Below are 18946 nucleotides of genomic sequence, written 5' to 3'. Positions count from 1 at the left end.
GTCACACCTCCCGGTTCAAGACTCGGTAAATGAAGCCCATATTCAGCCCGTTCCGAACGGCATCGGCAAGCATCTCGTACTGCCGTTCTTTGTATTCATGCATATCAAAGGTTCCCAACGATGTGAAGTCGATTCCTTTTTGTATGCAAACAGCCTTCAAGACAGCACTACTAACGTCCGGTGCGTCAAAAATACCGTGGATGTAGCTTCCATATACCGTCCCTGCCCCCGTCAAAGGGGACTCTTTTTTTCGGCTGCGGCCCATGTGGATCTCATAGCCCTCGTAGGCTTTCCCATTCAGTACAGACAGAATCCCATCGATTCCGTTAAAGACGCCACGGGTTTGTGTCTGCACTTTCTCACATTGGAAGATGGTATCCATCTCTAAGAGCCCCATGCCGGAAATCTCGATAACCCCCGCAGCTTCTACCTGCTCCGGATCGGAAAGTGTCCGGCCAAGCATTTGATATCCGCCACACACACCGAACACCAGATTTCCTGCGGCAGCACTTTTCTTGATTGCTGCTTCCAGTCCACTTTGCCTCAACCATTGGAGGTCAGCAATGGTGCTTTTTGTTCCTGGCAAAAAGATAATGTCCGGCTGAGCCAGATCCGCAACCTTTGTAATATAACAAACGGACACGTTTTCATAGAGTTCAAAGGGAGAAAAATCCGTAAAATTAGAAATACGGGGAAAACGGATAACCGCAATGTCGATCAGTTTGCGCTCCGCTCCGCGGCGAAACCGTTCTTCCAGGCTGTCTTCTTCGTCAATATCTACATGGACATAAGGTATTACACCTGCTACAGAAATGCCGCAAAGCTGTTCCAACTGCTTCAGTCCAGGCTCCAGAATAGATTGATCTCCCCGAAATTTGTTGATGATGATTCCTTTTACACGGTCTTTTTCTTCTGGCTCCAGCAGAGAGACGGTGCCATATAGCTGTGCAAATACTCCACCGCGATCAATGTCTCCAACCAAGAGAACCGGTGCATCGACCATAGCCGCAAGACCCATATTTACAATATCCTGTTCTTTCAGATTGATCTCAGCCGGACTACCCGCACCCTCGATGACAATGATATCGTTTTCCGCTGCAAGACTGTGATAGGCTTTCAGGACTGCGGGGATATAGTCCGGTCTGCACTTATAATAAGTTACAGCATCCATGTTGCCTTGAACGATGCCGTTTACGATCACCTGGCTCCCCGTGTCGGTGGTTGGTTTCAGCAGAATGGGGTTCATACGCACATCGGGAGCTTTTCCTGCAGCCTCAGCCTGCACAACCTGAGCTCTGCCCATCTCCTTGCCATCTGCCGTAATAAACGAGTTCAGTGCCATATTTTGGCTTTTGAAAGGTGCCACGCGATATCCATCTTGTTTAAAAATACGGCACAATGCTGCCGTCAGAAGGCTTTTCCCCGCGTTGGACATCGTGCCTTGGATCATAATGTTTTTTGCCATCACTCAAGCCCCCATAATATGCCGCAGGGCTGATACAAGCACCTCATTTTCCTCATGTCGCTTGACAGCAATACGGTACCATCCTTTTCCCAAACCGTGATAATTGGCGCAGTCCCGAATCAGAATCCCTTGCTCCAGCAAAGCGTCTCCAAGGGGTTTGCCACTATGAAACAGGATGTAATTTGCCTCTGTAGGACATACCCAAAAGCCTAATGCACGCAATTCGCGATCCAGAAAAACCCGTTCATGGAAAATGATTGCCTTCGCCTGTTCTAAAAAAGCAGATTCCTCCAATGCGGCGATTCCAGCCTCCTGTGCAGGGAGCGATACATTCCATACCTGTACGACCTTGCTCATCCGCTGCAGAAGCATCTTGTCCGAACAGAGACAATATCCCAAACGAAGGCCAGCCATGCCATAGTTCTTGGTGAATGCCTTTAACACAAACAGGTCCGGGAACTGTTCAATGAAGTGCTTCATGCCGTTTTTTCCACCGGAGGAAAGGTCCAAAAAACACTCGTCCAAAAAAAGTCTGGTTTTTGTTTCGGCGCAAATACGGCATATTTTCTCCAACAGTTCCGGTGAGATCAGCCGTCCGGTTGGATTGTTGGGGTTGCAGAGAAACACGGCATCCCAGCATTTTTCCTCTATAGCAGACAGAAAACTCTTCGTAAGCGCAAAACCGTCCTCCTGTTTTAATATGTAGCGGTCTGTTTTGCAGTCCACACTGTCTAATGCCATAGAATATTCGGAGAAAGTAGGTGCAAGTTCCAGTGCTTTTTGCGGGCGGACGGCGGCGCAAAAGGAAAAAATCAGTTCCGCCGCTCCACATCCACACATGATATTGGATTCTGCAACACCCTCATATTCTGCAATTTTTCTCACCAACTTGCGGCAGCAAGGGTCTGGATACTGATAAATTCTGCTTGCAGCATTTATCACAGCCCTGCGTACGGTTTCGGGAGTGCCCAACGGATTGATATTTACAGAGAAATCAAGGCGAATCGGTATGCCGTAGATATCTCCGCCATGACCAGTTTTCTCAAAAATCATTTGTATCGCCTCACAATGCTATCAGGATAAACCGTATAACTGTAAACACAGCTAACGCAAACAGACTGGCAGCGTACATCAAACGACAGCTTCTGTTGATGTCGCCTGGTTCAATAGGGCGAATGGGATCGCCGATATACGGTTTTTCATAAACTTTACCGAAGTAGCTGGCATTTCCAGCCAACTGAATCTGCAACGCACCGGCACAGGCCGATTCAGGGTGTGCGGAATTGGGAGAGGCGTGCTTTCGCCTGTCCCTGCGCCAAATCCGCCATGCGCCGTTTCCGTCCAACCGGAGCACGAAGGCTGCGGCGATCATTGCCAGAGCAGTCAGTCTGGCGGGCAGCCAGTTGACAAGGTCATCCAATCTGGCAGCCCATGTTCCGAAATATTGGTAGCGGTCATTTTTATATCCTACCATGGAATCCATGGTGTTGATGGCTTTATATAGCATGCCGCCCACTGGGCCACAAAGCATAGTCCAGAACAGCGGAGCCACTACACCGTCGCTGGTGTTCTCAGCCACGGTCTCAACAGCTGCTTTAGCCACCTGTGTATGCTCCAACTGCTGCGTATCACGTCCTACCAGCATGGAGATCCGCTGACGAGCTCCCGGTAGGTCATTCTTTTCCAAAGCCTGCTGTACCTTCATCGCTTCGGACTTTAGGCATTTAGCGGCAACGGTTTGCCAGCACATTATGCTCGCAACAACGATACACAACTGGGGGCTGATTCTGGTGCTGCCCCACAACACCGCAGCGGAAACTCCACCAGTGAGCAGCAAGACAAGGACTACCATCACGGCCCCAGCCGCCCGCTCTCCCTTGGGCGTTTGGGGAAATAGCCGCCGCAAATATTGCTCAAGCCTTGATATCCACCATCCGATCAGGCATACCGGATGCGGCAGCCATACCGGGTCCCCCAAGATGCAGTCCATGATAAATCCGATACAACTTACTGCTATGATTTGCATATTCGGTTCCTTTCAGCGATAAATACCGTATTTGAGCTTGATGCGTTCCAGCTTTTGGATCAGCTTTTCCCCAAAAATGAAATTGAAGATCGCTGCTGTTCCGGCGTGTGCGAAGTCGTAAGGAACACCGGAAATGTAGTAAATTTTCAATGCGTCCCAACTGATTTCCGGGTTGCCGGGAATGCTGGCTGCGCTGATCATCGTGAAGATATTCATAGCTCCTCCGTAGATGATGAAGGTCGTAAAGAAAGTAAATACGGACAAGGTAACATCATCCACAGGAAGCCGCTTGCGCTGGACTAAAACACCGAGCAGCAGCCCAATCGCCCCAAAAACATAGAGCCGCCATCCCCAGAAGGTCTTGCCATCAGCTGGAGGGAAAAGGACATATGTCAGATAGGCCACCACTCCCATAAAAAGCACGCAGAGAACAGGACCCATGACAACGCTGAAATTTCGGGATTTTTTCTTCTCCAAATTAGCGCGGTTAAAGGCCTGACCTGCCAAAAATCCCAGAATACCCCAACAGAACATCTGCCAGGGACTCCAAGGCCCCTGCCCGGCGTAAAAATTCAGAACGAAACGAGCTAAAGCCCCAATCAAAAAACCAGCTTCCGGGCCAAGAGCAATGCCACAGGCGATGATGATGGCAGTACCGGCACGAAGGGGAACCGTAACACCGCAAATCAACTGTGCGCATACGGTAAGCGCACACATGAGAGCGATCAGCACGATCTCTCTGGCCTTCGGTTTTCGCCGTTCAAAAACCATAAAGAAAGGGGCCATTGTCAGCGCCAGGATCACCAGACTGATTACCATGTAGTTGCGGTCGTTGAACAGAACGATCCCAAGCGCAATCACAACAGGAATGGCAAAGAATATCAGTGCCGCAGATACCTTTGTTCGTTTCCGTTGGGCGGCTACGATTTGACTTTCGTCATAGCTTCTTCGCACTGTTTTGCCACCTCCTCCCATGTAATCGCATCCGGGAACCACGCACCGGCCAAGCGGTTTGCGGAGGTCGTGTAAAAATTGTTTCCGGCAAAAAATGCTTTTGGGGTGTCACAGGAGACGATCTCGCCATCAAAAAAGAGGGCGCATCGGTCTGCATAAGTCGCGCAGAATTCAATGTCATGGGTGACCATGAGAATGGTGACACCCTGCGCACAGAGCCGCCGAAAGATTTCAGCCAGAGTCCGCTTGAAAAAGGGGTCAAGTCCTTTTGTCGGCTCATCCAGCAGCAGGATCTTCGGTTCCAGAAGGAGCAGCTTGCCAAGCGCCAGCCGCTGTTGTTCGCCGCCGGAAAGGTCGTATGGGTGCGCTTCCTTCAGGTGACTCAATTCCATCTGCCGGAGCATTCCGCCTACCAGACGATCTTTTTCTGTCTCTGACAGCTTTTCGTGACAAAGAGCTTCCAGCAGTTCCTCGTGTACCGTGATCTCAGTAAAAAGTGCCTGTGGATTCTGCGGCATAAAAGATAAGCCGTGATGGAACAACTCTTTGTCGGATAGTTTTTCCAGCTTCCGACCACCTATCTCTATGCTGCCCCTGTCTGCTTTTACGCTCTTTGTCAGCACTTTCAGCGTGGTGGTTTTTCCAACGCCGTTACCACCCAGAATGGCACAAAACTCGCCCTGCTTTACTTCCAGATTTACGCCGCGCAAAATATCAGCACCACTCCGATCGTACCGGAACCAAACCTCTTTGATAGAAACAGCGGGAGTTTCTGTGTGTTTCTCGCGGCCTTTAAAGCCCGTCTTGGGCAGAAAAGAGCGATGCTTTTCCTCGGAATACTCTGCTACCGGTTCACCCAGACGTTCTTCCAGCCACAAACGCCCCTCACGAACAGTGAGTGGACAATCATCCTGCAAGCCATTAGAGCATGCGATTTTGACTACAGACGGCAACCCGTAAAACATATCCGCGCATTCGCCGCCAGACATCCTGCGTGCTGCAGTACGAGGATCATCGTCGATCACAAGGCGACCGCTATCCATCACAAGTATTCGATCTGCCAGTGGAAACAACTCTTCCAGCCGATGCTCAGAAATGAGAATAGTAGTGCCAAGTTCAGTGTTTATCTTTTTCAGTGTTGCGAGAAATTCAGATGCCGCGATTGGGTCCAGCTGACTGGTAGGTTCATCGAGTACCAGCAGTTTAGGCTTCATTGCCATGATGGAGGCTAAATTTAGAAGCTGCTTCTGACCGCCGGATAATTCACTGACATTTTTTCGGAACCATGTTTGAATTCCGAAAAAGCTGGCCATTTCAGCCACACGGCGCTTGATGGTCAAATTATCCAGGCCAAGACTCTCCAGCCCAAAAGCCAACTCATGCCAAACCTTGTCTGTTACAATCTGGTTATCCGGATTTTGCTGGACAAAGCCTATTTCAGATGCACACAACCGTTTTGGAAGATCCTCCACCTCCTGCCCTTGATACAAGATGCTTCCTTCCAGTCTGCCGTAAGGCATCAGGTTCTTTTTCAAATGCCGAAGCAGGGTGCTTTTTCCGCAACCGGACTTTCCGCAGAGAACTACAAATTCCGAGCGTTTAACGGAGAAACTGATGTCCCGCAGTGCGGGGGCCTCACAACCCGGATATGTAAAACTTAAATGCTTGCAGGTAATCAGTTCCATTGTCGCATACCTCTTATGTCGATTGCTACCGCAGAAAACATCAACAGCCAAAATGCACCGAGGCAGGCGGCCTGTTCCAAAGAAATGGGCGGGAGCAATATAGTCGGATAGTAATAAATATTCGTATGGCCTAACGCACAGACAGCAATGCAGATGCCACCTAAAAATATCATGGCAACCAATATCCACCGCTCCGTACTGGCCAAACGAAACAGATGGAAACTTGTCCGTCCACGAAGCCCATAGCCTCTGGCTTCCATGGAGTCAGCACTCTCAATGGAAGCTTCCAGTGACCATGCGATCAAAATGGATACTTCTTTGCCGAGTTGACGAATACGGGCGATCAGTCCAATGTCTTTGCCACCTCGCCCCATGCAACGCTGAGCCGCTGAGATCTCACGAAAACGATTTTTTAACAGCGGAATGAACCGCAGGATCATGGATAATGTAAGTGCTATTACAGGAGCGATTCGGCCAAACAAGTAAATAAATTTGTCTGCCGTTACAATGGTGCCAAAACAGCTAAACCAAATCATAACGCTGCTCAACATCAGAGCCGTAGCGCAGCCATAGATAATTGCTTCAAGCGTAATGCGGTTGCCATTAAGGTAAAAAAGAACTGTGACGCCGTTATGGACATTTAGTGTGTTGAGCAGCACGGTAAGGATCATAGTTGGCAGCAAAATCATGCAGTTAAAGCGAATTGCTTTCACACCACGCAGCAGAACAGAATAAACCCAAGCCATGATAAAGGAGGATAGAAGAAACGCCGGATGATTGGAAAACATAGTCATGCCAACGATCATAGCAAAGTAGACAAAATTCAAAAGCGGGTGGCTGCGATAAAAAGCGGCACTTTCTCCGAGTCCAAGCCGAAACATCTCTGCTTTCCGATTTACCATGTAGAGTTATCTCCTACATCCATACCCAGATCGCAGGTGTACATCCAAACGATCGCATCGCCGTCATTTACCTTGTAAGCAGCGCAGCCATAGTTGGGGAATTGTCCGTTCACCTTATACATCCAGCCGCTCAAAGGTCCACCATCCATTTCATATAAATAGTTGATTCCCTCGATATATTTCCCGCTGTAAAGGCTGTCATCCCGGAACTCCATATGGATGTTGCTATCTCTGGTAGCCCGCAAAAGCACATCGAAGACACTTTCACCGGGAGAGAACTCCATTTCGGTGGTGACAAGAATAACACCACTGGCAGGGACATACGGAGCCACCGCCTGATTTTCCAGTTTAGACGTATCTACAACGGTATCGCAGCGGATCTCAATGGTACATATGTGACGTTCCACTTCAAGAGCAGGTGTTTCGGTTGGTGCAAGTTCCTGCTCCGGCTCGTCCGTAACAGGTGAAGGAGGTTCCGTTGAATTGGTTTCCGCTGGTGGCGTTTCTGTAGTTGTCACAGGAGGTTCCGTTGCCTGTGGCTTGTCTGTCGGAGATGAATCGGTAGTGTTCCCGGAATCAGATGCCTGCTCCTGTTTGTCCGTTTCAGGCGCCGGGTCACTTTGTAGTGGAACAGTGGACTTCTCTCCGGACGTATCGGGGACGGAATGGGCATCTGCAGGCCCATCCGCATTTGCCAATGGCTCCGAAATCGCCGGCAAACCCGGAGTTTGTTCGACAGGCTCGATGTTAATGCGCAATACTGCCGTTCCAATCAGCAGCAAAACCAACATCGAAATGACAATTGCTCGTATCTGTTTTTTCTTCATTGCATTCGATCCTATCTGTTCAATGCTTCGTAGAAGCGGGCGATCATTGCCGAGGCTTCTGCACGGGTGGCTTGCTTTTGGGGTGCAAAACAAAAACCGTTGCCGTCTGCAATACCATTAATAATTCCGCCGCGCTGCATAGCGGTCACGGCTTCAATCGTCTTTGCATCAATACTCTGTGCGTCAGTGAATGTAATGGTATCCTTTATCGCAGGAAGCTGAGATCCCGCAACCTTTGTGGCATAACGATAGAGCATGAGCGCCATATCTTCGCGGGTGATCGGCTCATCCGGTCTGTATGTGCTTTCGTCGGTGTCCACAACACTATTTTCAACTGCCCATGCAACTGCGTGAGCAAACCACTGCGTGCTCACATCGCTGAATGCGTTGGTGGTACAGCCAGAGAAATCATCGCCGGACATATTGGCCAGAATCTGTGCAAATTGCCCACGAGTAATGGTACCCTGGGGGTTAAAGAGATTGTTGCCGATCCCGTTCACAACACCCCGTCGGGCAAGATACGCAACGCTTTCCTTTGCCCAATGATTTTTGGTATCATCGAAAATCCCTTTGCTGTTTTCATAACAATAAACACGACCCGCATCGTTATACCAAATAAGAGAGCCGTCCGAAGCCACGATCACACTCTGGGAGCAATACTGGCTCTGCCCGATATTATCCACGATTTCATAGCTTGCTTTGGTTTGCCCCTGGCTGTCGGAAATGATCCACATCTCGGAAGTTCCCTTTGCGTTGGGAGCAAAAGGGACCATGTAAATGTATACCTTCCAGCCATTTTCTTCTGTAGCATAGGCTGTGGAAATTCCGGCACTGCCTTTGCTCAAAATTGGCACGGAATAGATCTCTTTCAATGTGATCGCATCCAGCACATGAAACGGTTCGTTGGAACCCATCGTGTGTCCGCCGCCACCAAGATAAAGTCTGCCTTTGTACACGACCGGAGTAGATTGCGTCCCGCCGTTGGGCACATCGGATATCCACTTGCACACCGTGGATGTGTTGGGCATTCCGTCTACTTTCAATTCGTAGGAAAATACTGCAGCGTGATATTCCGAATGGTTGGAAGCCACATACAAGCGCTTTGTTTCACTGCTATAACTGATGGAGGAACGAATCGCATAACCGGTGCCAATATCAAAGGAGCTGGCCTCACCGGTCTTATAGTCCACCACATAAAGAATGTTGTCGCAGCCAAAGTAGCAATAGTCTCCCACAAAAGCCGCTCCGTTGAAGCTGAAGCCATATTTGCTGTCAGGATCAACTGTCCATCTAACAGGTTTGACCTCATCGCAGCGGGACGGGTCTTCGTCTTCTGCGGTAAATCCGGCATAAATTCCATTGCGTCCATAGATGCCAGTGACAAAATAACCGTCATGGTACATAACCGGGGACTGAGGCTGGCCGCTGCCCAGAGACTCTGTTACATAGAGCTGCTCCAGAGTTTTTGCATCATAGACACGCAGGAAACAGCCTTTGATCTCCACGCCGTCATCCAGATTGTCCGTCTGACACGGCACAAAAATCTTGCCTTCTCCGTAAGCGATATTGATAAAGAATTGATTGACGGGCAAGCCGTACACCGGTGCTGTGGCCAGTTCTTTTCCTGTTGCCAGATCTACCTTTCGTAAATACTGTGAACTGTAATAATAGACACAACCGTCAACAACAATGGGAGTTCCGGGGACATCCTGCCAAGTGCTGCCGGTATTTTTATCCCAGCGAAGAGTCAAATCTGTTCCAGAAACCGCACCATCTCCATTAGAGACACCCTGTGTGGCTGGATCACCCAAAAACTGCGGCCAGTCGGCTGCCGTTGCCGATACCGAGATGCTGACCATCAACATCACAGCGACCAGCATAGTCACCGTCTTCTTAATTCTGCTCATATTACTCCTCCTCGCACATCTTTTTGATTTGCGCAAATAGCTGGCTTGACTTTTTCCTCCTTCAGTCCTGCGGCCCGAAGGGCTTTGATCCAATTTCCGAATCTGCGGCGAATGTATTCTCTATACACGCAAAACACTTCGCGCTGTGCAGGGATGCGGCCCAGCACAGCCGTTTCCTGTCGTATAATATCCAGAAGTTCTTCATCGGAAAAGCTTTGATACAGCAGTTTTCCCTGCGTTCCCATGTATTGGCTCCATAGCTGAGGATTGATCCACTCCTGCCGCTGAGCAAACTCAGGAGCAGTCTTCGCTTTCTCTGCATCTCGCTTAAGTTGCATACGAAGTTTTTCGACATCGGCGCGAGAGTTATCAGTCATACTGTTTCCTCCAAAAAACAGGGGTCTCCTCGACGATTGAGGAGACCCCCGAAAAAATTCGGCGCCGTTCCTCACCCAGGATATGGCGATATTTGTTTGCCGGCTATACGGCGGGGGTAAGCCCGCGACGAAATTTCATCGTCTTACACTCTTGGAATTACTTGTCCTCACCAAGATAGCGGTAGAGGAAGGTCACCATCTGACCGCGAGTGCAGTCTGCATCGGGACTGAAGGTGGTTGCGGAGGTGCCTACAGTAATACCCTCTGCAGCTGCCCAGATGACAGCGTCATTGTAGTAAGCATCAACCTTCACGTCGGTAAAAGCGTGAGTGCCGGTTACAACGGGAGTCTTAGCGTTGCGATACAGGAAGGTCGCCATCTGTCCGCGGGTACAGATCGCATCCGGGCTGAAGGTAGTTGCGCTGGTACCGTTGGTGAGTTTCGTTTCAATAGCCCAGAGCAGAGCCTCGTAGTAGTAGGCATCCTTATCCACATCAGTGAAGACGCAGGTGGTAGCAGTAGCCTTGGGGCTACCGGCAGCACGCCACAGGAAGGTCACCATCTGAGCACGGGTGCAGGAAGCGTCGGGGCTGAAGGTGGTGGCGGAAGTGCCGTTGGTGATACCTTCGTCAACTGCCCACAGAACTGCATCGAAGTAATAGGCTGTCTCTGTGACATCGATAAAGGGATTGTTTACCAGAGTCTCGTCGTAGCCGATCATGTACAGGGACAGGTGATCGGTCTTCCAGTTGACGCGTTTCTTGATGGGATCGTAGCTGGTCTCGCAACGCTCCTTGTTGCCGTTGTCATCCACATAATAGACAACGATGCCACGGGCCTTTTCGTCGCCCTTCAGCACATAAGGAGCGTGGACAGTGATCTTGCCGCCCATATCGCTGATGTACTTACCGCCGGAGGTAACGTTGATGTCGTAGGCGGGACGCTTGCCAACAGCCTGAGTCTGCTTGCTGCTGAGTTTGGCTTCGTCAGAGCTTACGATGGAGACGGTGATATCTGCGCCCTTGGCCTGAGATGCTTTTTCCTTCAGAGCGGCAGCGTCGAACTCGATGGAAGCACCATCAGAGAGGACGATCTCCAGACTGTGTGCATCATTTTTAGGGTCATTCACAGCTTCTGCGATCTGCTTAATGGCTGCGGCGGGGATCTCAACGGTAGTGATGGCCTCTTCGCTTTCCAGACCGGAGAAGTCAATGGTCACGGTTCCGGTATTCACGTGATTGCCGACAACTTTGTTCAGATCAGACGGATCCACTTCGTCGATAGTAGCCTTGGCTCCTTCGACGGTTGCATCGACATGAATGGTGTGGTCATCACCGGAAACAGATACAGTTGTGCCGGTGCCTGTTTCGGTTCCAGCACCTGTCCCGGTGCCTGTACCCGTGCCAGTTCCACTCACATAAACTGTACACTGTGAAGGAACCACAGGTGCGCCGCTGTAAGAATAGCTGCCATAGTAGGCCGTGCCGGAAACCTTGATGGTATAGGTACCTGCTTCGGGGAAGGTAACGGCAAACCGTCCGTTTTCATCCACTGTAGTTGCCAACTCACTAAGAGCCTTGCCGCCCTTATAGACCTTTACAGTCGCACCATTGGGAGCAGCAAGCAAATCGCCGGACGGGCCACTGCCCATAACATTGATACCATGAACGGTAAAGGTTTTTTCGGTGCCAGTGGAGGCGGAATAACTATCGCTATCAAACCATGTAAACAAGTCAGAATACGAAACCGAGTCTTCCCCGTTAAAGGCAGAAATGGTGTCGCCTTCTCGAATAGTCTGCTTGGTAGAAGAAACCCAGCTGTAGTTTCGCAGATAGCTAAATGTGGTGGTTCGCTCACCCCAGAACTTGCTGACCCATCCGGTCACATTCGCATTAGATACTTCTGCATATCCGTTCTCACCGCCGGAGTAATAGTCCCGGTGCAATGCCGCAAACGCGTTGCCGATGGTGTACTGACCATCCTCGTCTTCGTCGTAGACGGTTACAGAGTCACCGTAGACCATGATGTTACCCTCGTCAACAAATGTCATGTAGACGGTGATGGAATCGTAGGTGGGCTTCTGCGTTCCACCGGAACCAGAACCGGAAGCGGTGACGGTAACAACTATGGTGGCGGTCTTGGTCACGCCGTCTTCTGTATAGCTAATGATAACGGTCTTATCTCCTGCTTCCGCAAAGGCCGCGGTGTCATAGGTGTAGCCGGTGACGGCTTTGGTGGTATGATTGCTGTAGGTTGCCGTGACGACCATGCCGGCGGGATTGAAGCTGTCGCCGACGGTATAAGAGGTCTTTGCCGGATCAGTAGTAACCTCAATCTTTTCCAGCGCAGGATTTTCAACGGTCACGGTAAGGGTGGTCGTTTTGCTGCCGTAACTGACGGTAACGGTCTGCTGTCCTGCTTCTTCAAACGTGGCAGGAGTGCAGCTAACCTGTGCAGTCACATCTTCGGTGCTTTCATCACTGTAGGTCGCCGTGACGAGCATGCCGGCAGGATCGAAGCTGTCGCCGACGATGTAGGTGGTCTTGGTGGGAGGGGTAGTAACTTCGATCTTTTCCAGAGTTACATCCTCAACGGTCACGGTAAGGGTGGTCGTCTTGCCCTCATAAGTAATCGTCAGAACCTTTTCGCCAACCTCGGTAAAGGCATTGGTGTCAAATGTGTAACCAGCAACGGCCTGCGTAAACCGGCCGGCGCTGTTGCTGTAGGTTCCGGTGACCACCATGCCGGCAGGATCAAATACGTCGCCGATATTGTAGGTCGTTTTTGTGGGTTGGGAAGTTACTTCAATGCTCTCCAGCGTTGCGGCGGGGATGGAAATGTCGGGCAGCCGACCAAAGTAGGAATAGATGTTGCTGGAACCGCCACTGGAGTTGGGTGCCTGCCCCATCACCTCGCGATGCTGACCGAAGGTGAACTTGGAGAAGCCGCTGACATAAAACGCTCCGTCAGTCAACGTAAAGTAAGCCTCATTGAAATCTTGGGGAACCGTCAGGGTCGCACCCAAATTGACAGCATAGTTTCCGTAGGAAGAACCGTCATTGCCAACCTGATTGAAGTTCGCCACAGTCTGGTGGGGGGCGTTAGAAGCAAAGAAGTAGAAGCCCATGCCCCCATTATAGTTTCCTGCTGTCTTGCCGGGATAGCCGCTGACATCGGAGTAAACTACCGCAGCGCCGGTGTTGTAAAGAGCCAGACGATTAACAGGGTTATAAAGGGTATCAAACACGACAGTTACGGTATCTCCAGGTGCTACAGTAGCCTCAGCAAAGGGCTTACCGTTGACGGTCACGCTGACGCTCTTGGCAGTGATGACCTGATACTCAGCCTTGCCGTCCTTTTCCACCTTGACGATGTTTCGTCCGGCAGTCAGAGGCACGGTCACAGAGCCGTCCGTATTGGCGGTCAGTTCAACAAATCCGTTAAAGCTGAGTACATTGTTGCTGATAGCGGGATTGGCCACAGAAACGGTAACACCTTCTGTGCCGGGGGTAAAAGTATATTCGCCCTGACTGCCGAGGAAGTAGATCACATCGTGCTCCGCGTCCACATTCTTACCGGCATACTTGCCGGGGGTGCCCTTGTCCTCGTTGATGGTCATGCCGGTGGTGATGCCGCTGTCCTCCGCGCCCACGCTGACCACGAACACGCCGGTGTTTTCCGGCCAGATGGCACTGTAGAATCCGTTCTCGCTGGGCGTTTCGGGACCGGACTCTGTGAACAGAGCTTCTTCAATCTTCGTGTTCATGGCATCGTAGGTGACAAGAACGATGGCAGTGCCGTCACCCACGGCCTTGATTTTGCCGTTTTCGTCGATGGTTACGACATCGGTACTGGGCTGACCGTCCAGACCCACGACGGTGTAGGTGTAGTCCGGCTCCAGGAAATAGTAGGTATTCATAGCCCAGCCGCCGCAGTTGGTTGCCCACCAGGAGCGGGCAGTATACAGATCCTTGGTTTGCCCCTGAGACAGCTTCAGATAGCCCTGTGCGTTGACATTCATATACAGATCCGCAACATTGGCCATATCCAGCGTTTCGGCGCTGCTATACGGTGTCAACTCATGATCGACGGTCTTACGACCGTTGTCGCTGTCCTCCAGCTGGGCTGCAGTCACGGTAAAGGCGGAATTCTCTGCCTTCTTGAACATGCCGACGTAAGTGACGTACTGATCACTGTTCTCAATGGTCTCCGGCACGAAAACACGGTATTCATAGATAGTTCCGTTGTTCAGCACATAATAACAGACCTTGGTGCCATCCGTACCGTTAGTTTCGATTCTGGAGGGTTGGATCTCGGTGGTGGGGTAACCCTGACGGGTGTTGGCGGCGCAGACGTATACCTGAGCGAAGTCGGGTACGGTGAAGCCGACACCCCTGTATTCCAGATTGATTGCAGTCTCACCGGCAACGGCAGCCTGTTCGGTCAGCTCCACATTTCTCCACGCAGCGGTGTAGCCGGAGCTGGGAACGGCGGACACGGTATAGGCACCGGCGGAGAGCAGCAGGAAACTGTTATTGTTCCCAGCGGCGGTGGCTTCGCCGTATTTGACGGTCACCACGGCATCTGCATCGGTATCGTCACCTGCCTTGACCACATAGTCGGTTTTGTACAGGGTCAGGCTGTTGTTTTCAGCAGAAACGGCTGTGCTCATGCCCATACCGTCGGCACGCCAGGAAAGGGTGCTGATATTGGTGGGAACCTTCACGGTATAGACATTTTCCGCTGCCTGAGCAGTCAGCTCGGTGCCGCTCTGGGCATCCTCCGTGTAATAGAAGGTGGGGACGACTCCCTCTGGCACGTTGACCGTCACATCATAGGTTTCCTGAGAGATCTTGGCGGTGAGGTTGACCGTATACGTCGCCGTGGCGCCCCAGATGTCAGTTGCCGTGAACACATAAGTGTAGGTGCCAGGGGTGACGAGCTTTTCGCTGTAAGTGCTGTCGACAGAGGCCACCTCTCCGCTATTGACGGACAGGGTGTACATCATGGGATGACTGTCGACATCGGAGAAGATGGTGCTCAGGTCTACTTCGTAGTTCTCGCTAACAAAGGCTTCAAAGGTACCGGTGGCAGGAGAAGCGACGGGGACGGTATTGGCCTTGTTTGTAAAGTGCAGGGTGTAGGTGCGGTTGGTGGTCCAGGAAGCAATAGAACTTGCTACAGTCTTAACTTCCACTCGCGCTGTGCCATTGGCCAACGTCACATTTGCCGGAGGAGTCGTGCTGTACTTGACTTTCTTGCCACCTAATGTGTATGTCAGGTCCAGCTCGGCATTATCCGCCGTGGCGGGATCCAGAATCACATAAAGCTCGTGAGAAGCATCCTTGGTCTCATCGTGGCCGCTGCCGCCGCGCCACTTATACGCGGTGATTTCGGCGCCGGTCACAGTAACCTTGCCCAGCCAACCGTCATAGTTGCCCGCGTGTTTTACGCAGCCGGTTTCGATGGTCGTTCTCGGCACATAATTGACCGTCAGGGTCACGGTATAGGTGGGAGACAGATTGCCGGCCTTGTCCTTTGCCTGGAAAACTAAAGTCTTGACCCCATCAGTATCAGGAGTCAGGGAGTACGACGCGGCGGCGCTGACAGCATCGGCACCGCCGATGCTGACGGTATAGGTCAGGCTGTCGCCATCGTTATCCGCAAAGATGGTACTGAGATTCAGCGTCCACGCGGAATACTGATCTACAGTAGCTGCACCTGTGCTATCCCCTTTCAGGGTGGGTGCAGGGTTTTCGGTTGCAGTCAGCGTCAGTGTATAAACGGGAGAAGCAGCCCCCTTCACATCGGTCGCCGTAAACACAATGGTATAAGGACCGACCTCTGCGGGGACATAGCTGAAGCTGGCAGCGGTGGCGGTGGCTTCTCCGCCGTTGACGGTGTAGCTGTAGGTCAACGCATCGCCGTCCGCATCCGTAAACAGGGGGGCCAGATCCAGCGTATAGGTCAGAGCCTTGCACACTTCACCCGTGCCGGAAGCATCGCCGTTCAGAGTGGGCGCAGCGTTCTCACGCACATTCAGGGTAACGGTATAGGTATCGGAGGTCAGACTGCCGTCATTGGCCGTGAAGGTCAGGGTCACGGTATCGGCGGCATCAGGAACATAGCTGTAAGCCTTTTCGGCAGCCACAGCGTCCGCGTCATTGACAGACACGGCATAGCTGACATCCATGCTGTCCTTGTCGCCAAAGACCGTACCCAGATCCAGAGAATAGGTTTCGCCCACACGCATATCGTGGGATGCGGTGGCATCGCCCTTCAGATAGGGGGCATCGTTCACGCCGTCGTCAATGGACAAGTTGAGGGTGTATGTGCGCATTCTGCTTGAGTTATTGGTTCTGTTGTTATAGCGGGTCTGGAAAGTAACTGTTGCGGTATTGTTCCCGTCCCAAACCGGTACGCCGCTGAAGGAAACAGCGTTGCTGCTCACCTTTACACCGTCAGCACCGTTGAAGCTGACATAGCAGTTGCTGGCGTAGCTTCCCTCCACTGTGATATTGTAGGTGAGCGCAGCAGTTTTGTCGGTGTCGGCAGACAGAGTAATATTCCAGACCTTACCGGAATCGGTCACCTCGGCGGCGATCACATTGGAGCCGGAAATAACGCACTCCGTGATCCGGGAAAGGTATTTGTTGGGAGAATCGGTATCACCGGTGACAATGGTGTACTCGACCTTCTCCTTCAGTGCGATGACCGCGGTATAAACAGCCTCGGACCAGATGGTGCCGCCATCATCGGAGGCATAGAACTTCAGGCGGTAGCCCTCGGCAGTATCAACAGGAGTATAGGTGTAGGTGCCGTTCTCAACGGTCACCTCGCCGCCCAGAGGATTTCCTTCCGCATCGAAGAGCTGCACCTTACAGGTAAGGGGATCTTCATCCGCGTCGGTAAACAGGTCGCTCATGGTCCAGGTATGGGAATCGCCCTTGAAAATCGAAACGGTCTTGTTCGCTTCGCCCTTCAGCGCAGGGAGGGAATTTTCCTTGACCGTGACCTTGGCGATCTTACTGGAGGCACTCAGATTGTCGCAGGAGGCCACCACATAATAATAAGTAGTGCCGGCGGCAGCGGTGGAGGGAGTGTAGTTTGCGCTTGTTTCGCCGCTAATGACAGTACCGCTCTCCGTGCTGTTGGTGGTGTTGGAGTACCACTGATAGCTTACTTCCGCGTCAGGCTCCACGGTGCGGACGGCTTCCACGCTCAGCTGTGCCGCGTCGGCTCCTGCCTTGTAGACAACTTCACTTTCACTCAAGTCGGTGGTGAAGGTCATGGCAGGCTTCACGATGACCTCGCAATAGGCCGGTACCACAGGGGCACCACTTGTGCCTGCACCATTACAGGTATAGCTGCAGGTACCGCCAACCACAATGGAATAAGCTCCCTCATCAGGGAAAGTGATGCTGAATTCACCGTACTCATCGGTGGTGGCAGTCAGCGCAGACACAACCGCGCCGGTGTTGTCATAGACTGTGACGGTGGCGCCGTCAGGAACCGCCGTGGCATTGCCGGTTTCCCCGCTCTTATAGATGGAAATACCATTAACGGAGAATTCCTTTTCCACGCCAGCCTCTGCCACATAGCTTTCCTCGTCAAACCAGGTCAGCAAGTCGAGATAATCGGTGGCCTGGCCAAAGTATGCGGTCAACTGATCTCCGGCACCGATCTCATCCTGGGTGGAATGAGCCCAGCCATAGTTGAGGGCATAGGAGAAACGGGTCGAACCCTTGCCCCAGAAATTGGTGACCCAGCCGGTCACGCTTTCGTTGGAGGTTTCCGTATAGCCAGCTTCGGCACCTCCGGTATAATACATATTATGAAACGCCGCAAAAGCCTCGCCGATGGTCAGCTTGCCATCTTCATTCAGGTCGGGAACGGTCACTTCGGCATTATAAATTTTTTGGTCATCGACCTCCACGATCTGACCGCCGTCCGCGAATGTCATGGTAATGTCGATTGGATCAGCAGCGTCTGCAGCGGGAGGTGTATCGCCGGAACCACCGTCTCCGTTATCCACGGTCACGTTGATCGTCCAACTGCCCATAGCACCCATAGGCTGACCATTCGGCAGTCTCTTGACCACATTGCTCGTTGCCGTGCCGCTGCCAGTACTGACATTCACACTAAGAGATGTCGAATCAAAAGTAAGCATTGGTGCAACGCTGAAGTTGCTGAATGTAGGTGTTACGGTCACGCTGGTACCGGTCACATCGGCAACAACCAGTTCCAGTGTGCCGTTGTCGCCGTTCGGCGTTGCGGTGCCGATCTTCACGGTGGCGCCGCTGACAGCAAAACTCACCGTGTAGTTTGTGCATTGTGCCGTCAAATCGTCATTGCTCGCCAGCGCCGTCATCGGCAGCATTCCGCAGACCATGACAAACACAAGCAGCAGACTGAGTAATCTCTTCTTCATTTTCATGCTCCTCCGTTTATTATTGTTTCTCAAAATATATTGTTAAAAAGCAAAACTACCCGCAAACACAACTCGCAGCCTCTGTATTCAAAGGATATCCTTCAGAGTTAGATCAATGCTTTTTCGAGTTTCAACACAAGTCGGTTTGCCGCTCTCAACAGAGACGACCAATTGCCCGTCCTTTAGCTCACGCAGCGATTGGATAACTGCCCACTCCTGAGAGCTGATCTCCATCGTTTCATACGTTTTTTCGTTCTTCATGCTCCTACCTCCCCCCACAGTTATTTTGCTGGTAAGTGATTAATAATCACCCGCCTATCATCTCACCGTCAGAAATGAGATAATAGTTCAAAACTTGAAAAACTCACGGTG

The 18946-nt window shown here is 51.6% G+C and carries 11 protein-coding genes; all 11 read right to left on the bottom strand.

Annotated features, from left to right (window positions below; genetic code table 11):
• Window position 1: 1 nt before the first annotated feature.
• The 11 genes from GPK94_RS11910 to GPK94_RS11860 all read right to left on the bottom strand — a co-directional run bounded on the left by GPK94_RS11910 (window position 2) and on the right by GPK94_RS11860 (window position 18835).
• Window positions 2–1465: a cobyric acid synthase gene (locus tag GPK94_RS11910; RefSeq protein WP_215655915.1), complete on the bottom strand. Its 1464-nt coding sequence runs from the start codon at window positions 1463–1465 to the stop codon at window positions 2–4.
• Window positions 1466–1468: 3 nt separating this feature from the next.
• Window positions 1469–2518, bottom strand: a complete 1050-nt coding sequence (locus GPK94_RS11905) for a threonine-phosphate decarboxylase (RefSeq protein ID WP_215655914.1) — start codon at window positions 2516–2518, stop codon at window positions 1469–1471.
• A 10-nt stretch (window positions 2519–2528) separates the two neighbouring features.
• Complete coding sequence (cbiB, locus tag GPK94_RS11900) at window positions 2529–3491, bottom strand: adenosylcobinamide-phosphate synthase CbiB (protein WP_215655913.1); 963 nt, start codon at window positions 3489–3491, stop codon at window positions 2529–2531.
• Between the two features lie 12 nt (window positions 3492–3503).
• Window positions 3504–4445: an ECF transporter S component gene (locus GPK94_RS11895; protein ID WP_346728030.1), complete on the bottom strand. Its 942-nt coding sequence runs from the start codon at window positions 4443–4445 to the stop codon at window positions 3504–3506.
• Window positions 4412–6130 (bottom strand): ATP-binding cassette domain-containing protein, encoded by a 1719-nt coding sequence (locus GPK94_RS11890; RefSeq protein WP_215655911.1) that lies wholly within the window; start codon window positions 6128–6130, stop codon window positions 4412–4414. Before GPK94_RS11890 ends, GPK94_RS11895 begins: the two co-directional genes overlap by 34 nt.
• Window positions 6121–7032 (bottom strand): energy-coupling factor transporter transmembrane component T, encoded by a 912-nt coding sequence (locus GPK94_RS11885; RefSeq protein WP_215655910.1) that lies wholly within the window; start codon window positions 7030–7032, stop codon window positions 6121–6123. Before GPK94_RS11885 ends, GPK94_RS11890 begins: the two co-directional genes overlap by 10 nt.
• Window positions 7026–7859 carry a DUF4430 domain-containing protein gene (locus tag GPK94_RS11880; protein ID WP_215655909.1) on the bottom strand — a complete coding sequence of 278 codons (834 nt, stop codon included), beginning with the start codon at window positions 7857–7859 and terminating at the stop codon, window positions 7026–7028. The genes GPK94_RS11885 and GPK94_RS11880 overlap by 7 nt, the downstream gene beginning before the upstream one ends.
• Before the next feature lie 11 nt (window positions 7860–7870).
• Window positions 7871–9766, bottom strand: coding sequence for an S-layer homology domain-containing protein (locus GPK94_RS11875; RefSeq protein WP_215655908.1), 1896 nt, complete (start codon window positions 9764–9766; stop codon window positions 7871–7873).
• On the bottom strand, window positions 9763–10143 hold the full coding sequence (locus tag GPK94_RS11870) for a hypothetical protein (RefSeq protein ID WP_215655907.1): 381 nt from the start codon (window positions 10141–10143) through the stop codon (window positions 9763–9765). The genes GPK94_RS11875 and GPK94_RS11870 overlap by 4 nt, the downstream gene beginning before the upstream one ends.
• 157 nt (window positions 10144–10300) lie before the next feature.
• Complete coding sequence (locus tag GPK94_RS11865) at window positions 10301–18574, bottom strand: S-layer homology domain-containing protein (protein ID WP_215655906.1); 8274 nt, start codon at window positions 18572–18574, stop codon at window positions 10301–10303.
• A gap of 87 nt (window positions 18575–18661) precedes the next feature.
• The gene (locus tag GPK94_RS11860; protein ID WP_215655905.1) at window positions 18662–18835 is read right to left on the bottom strand and encodes a hypothetical protein; all 174 of its coding nucleotides are present in this window, start codon (window positions 18833–18835) and stop codon (window positions 18662–18664) included.
• Window positions 18836–18946: the final 111 nt, after the last annotated feature.

The organism is Pseudoflavonifractor sp. MCC625, assembly GCF_018784545.1.
Lineage (GTDB): Bacteria > Bacillota > Clostridia > Oscillospirales > Oscillospiraceae > Pseudoflavonifractor_A > Pseudoflavonifractor_A gallinarum.
The sequence above is the reverse complement of the archived record's forward strand: the minus strand, read 5'-3'. Positions and strand labels throughout refer to the sequence as shown.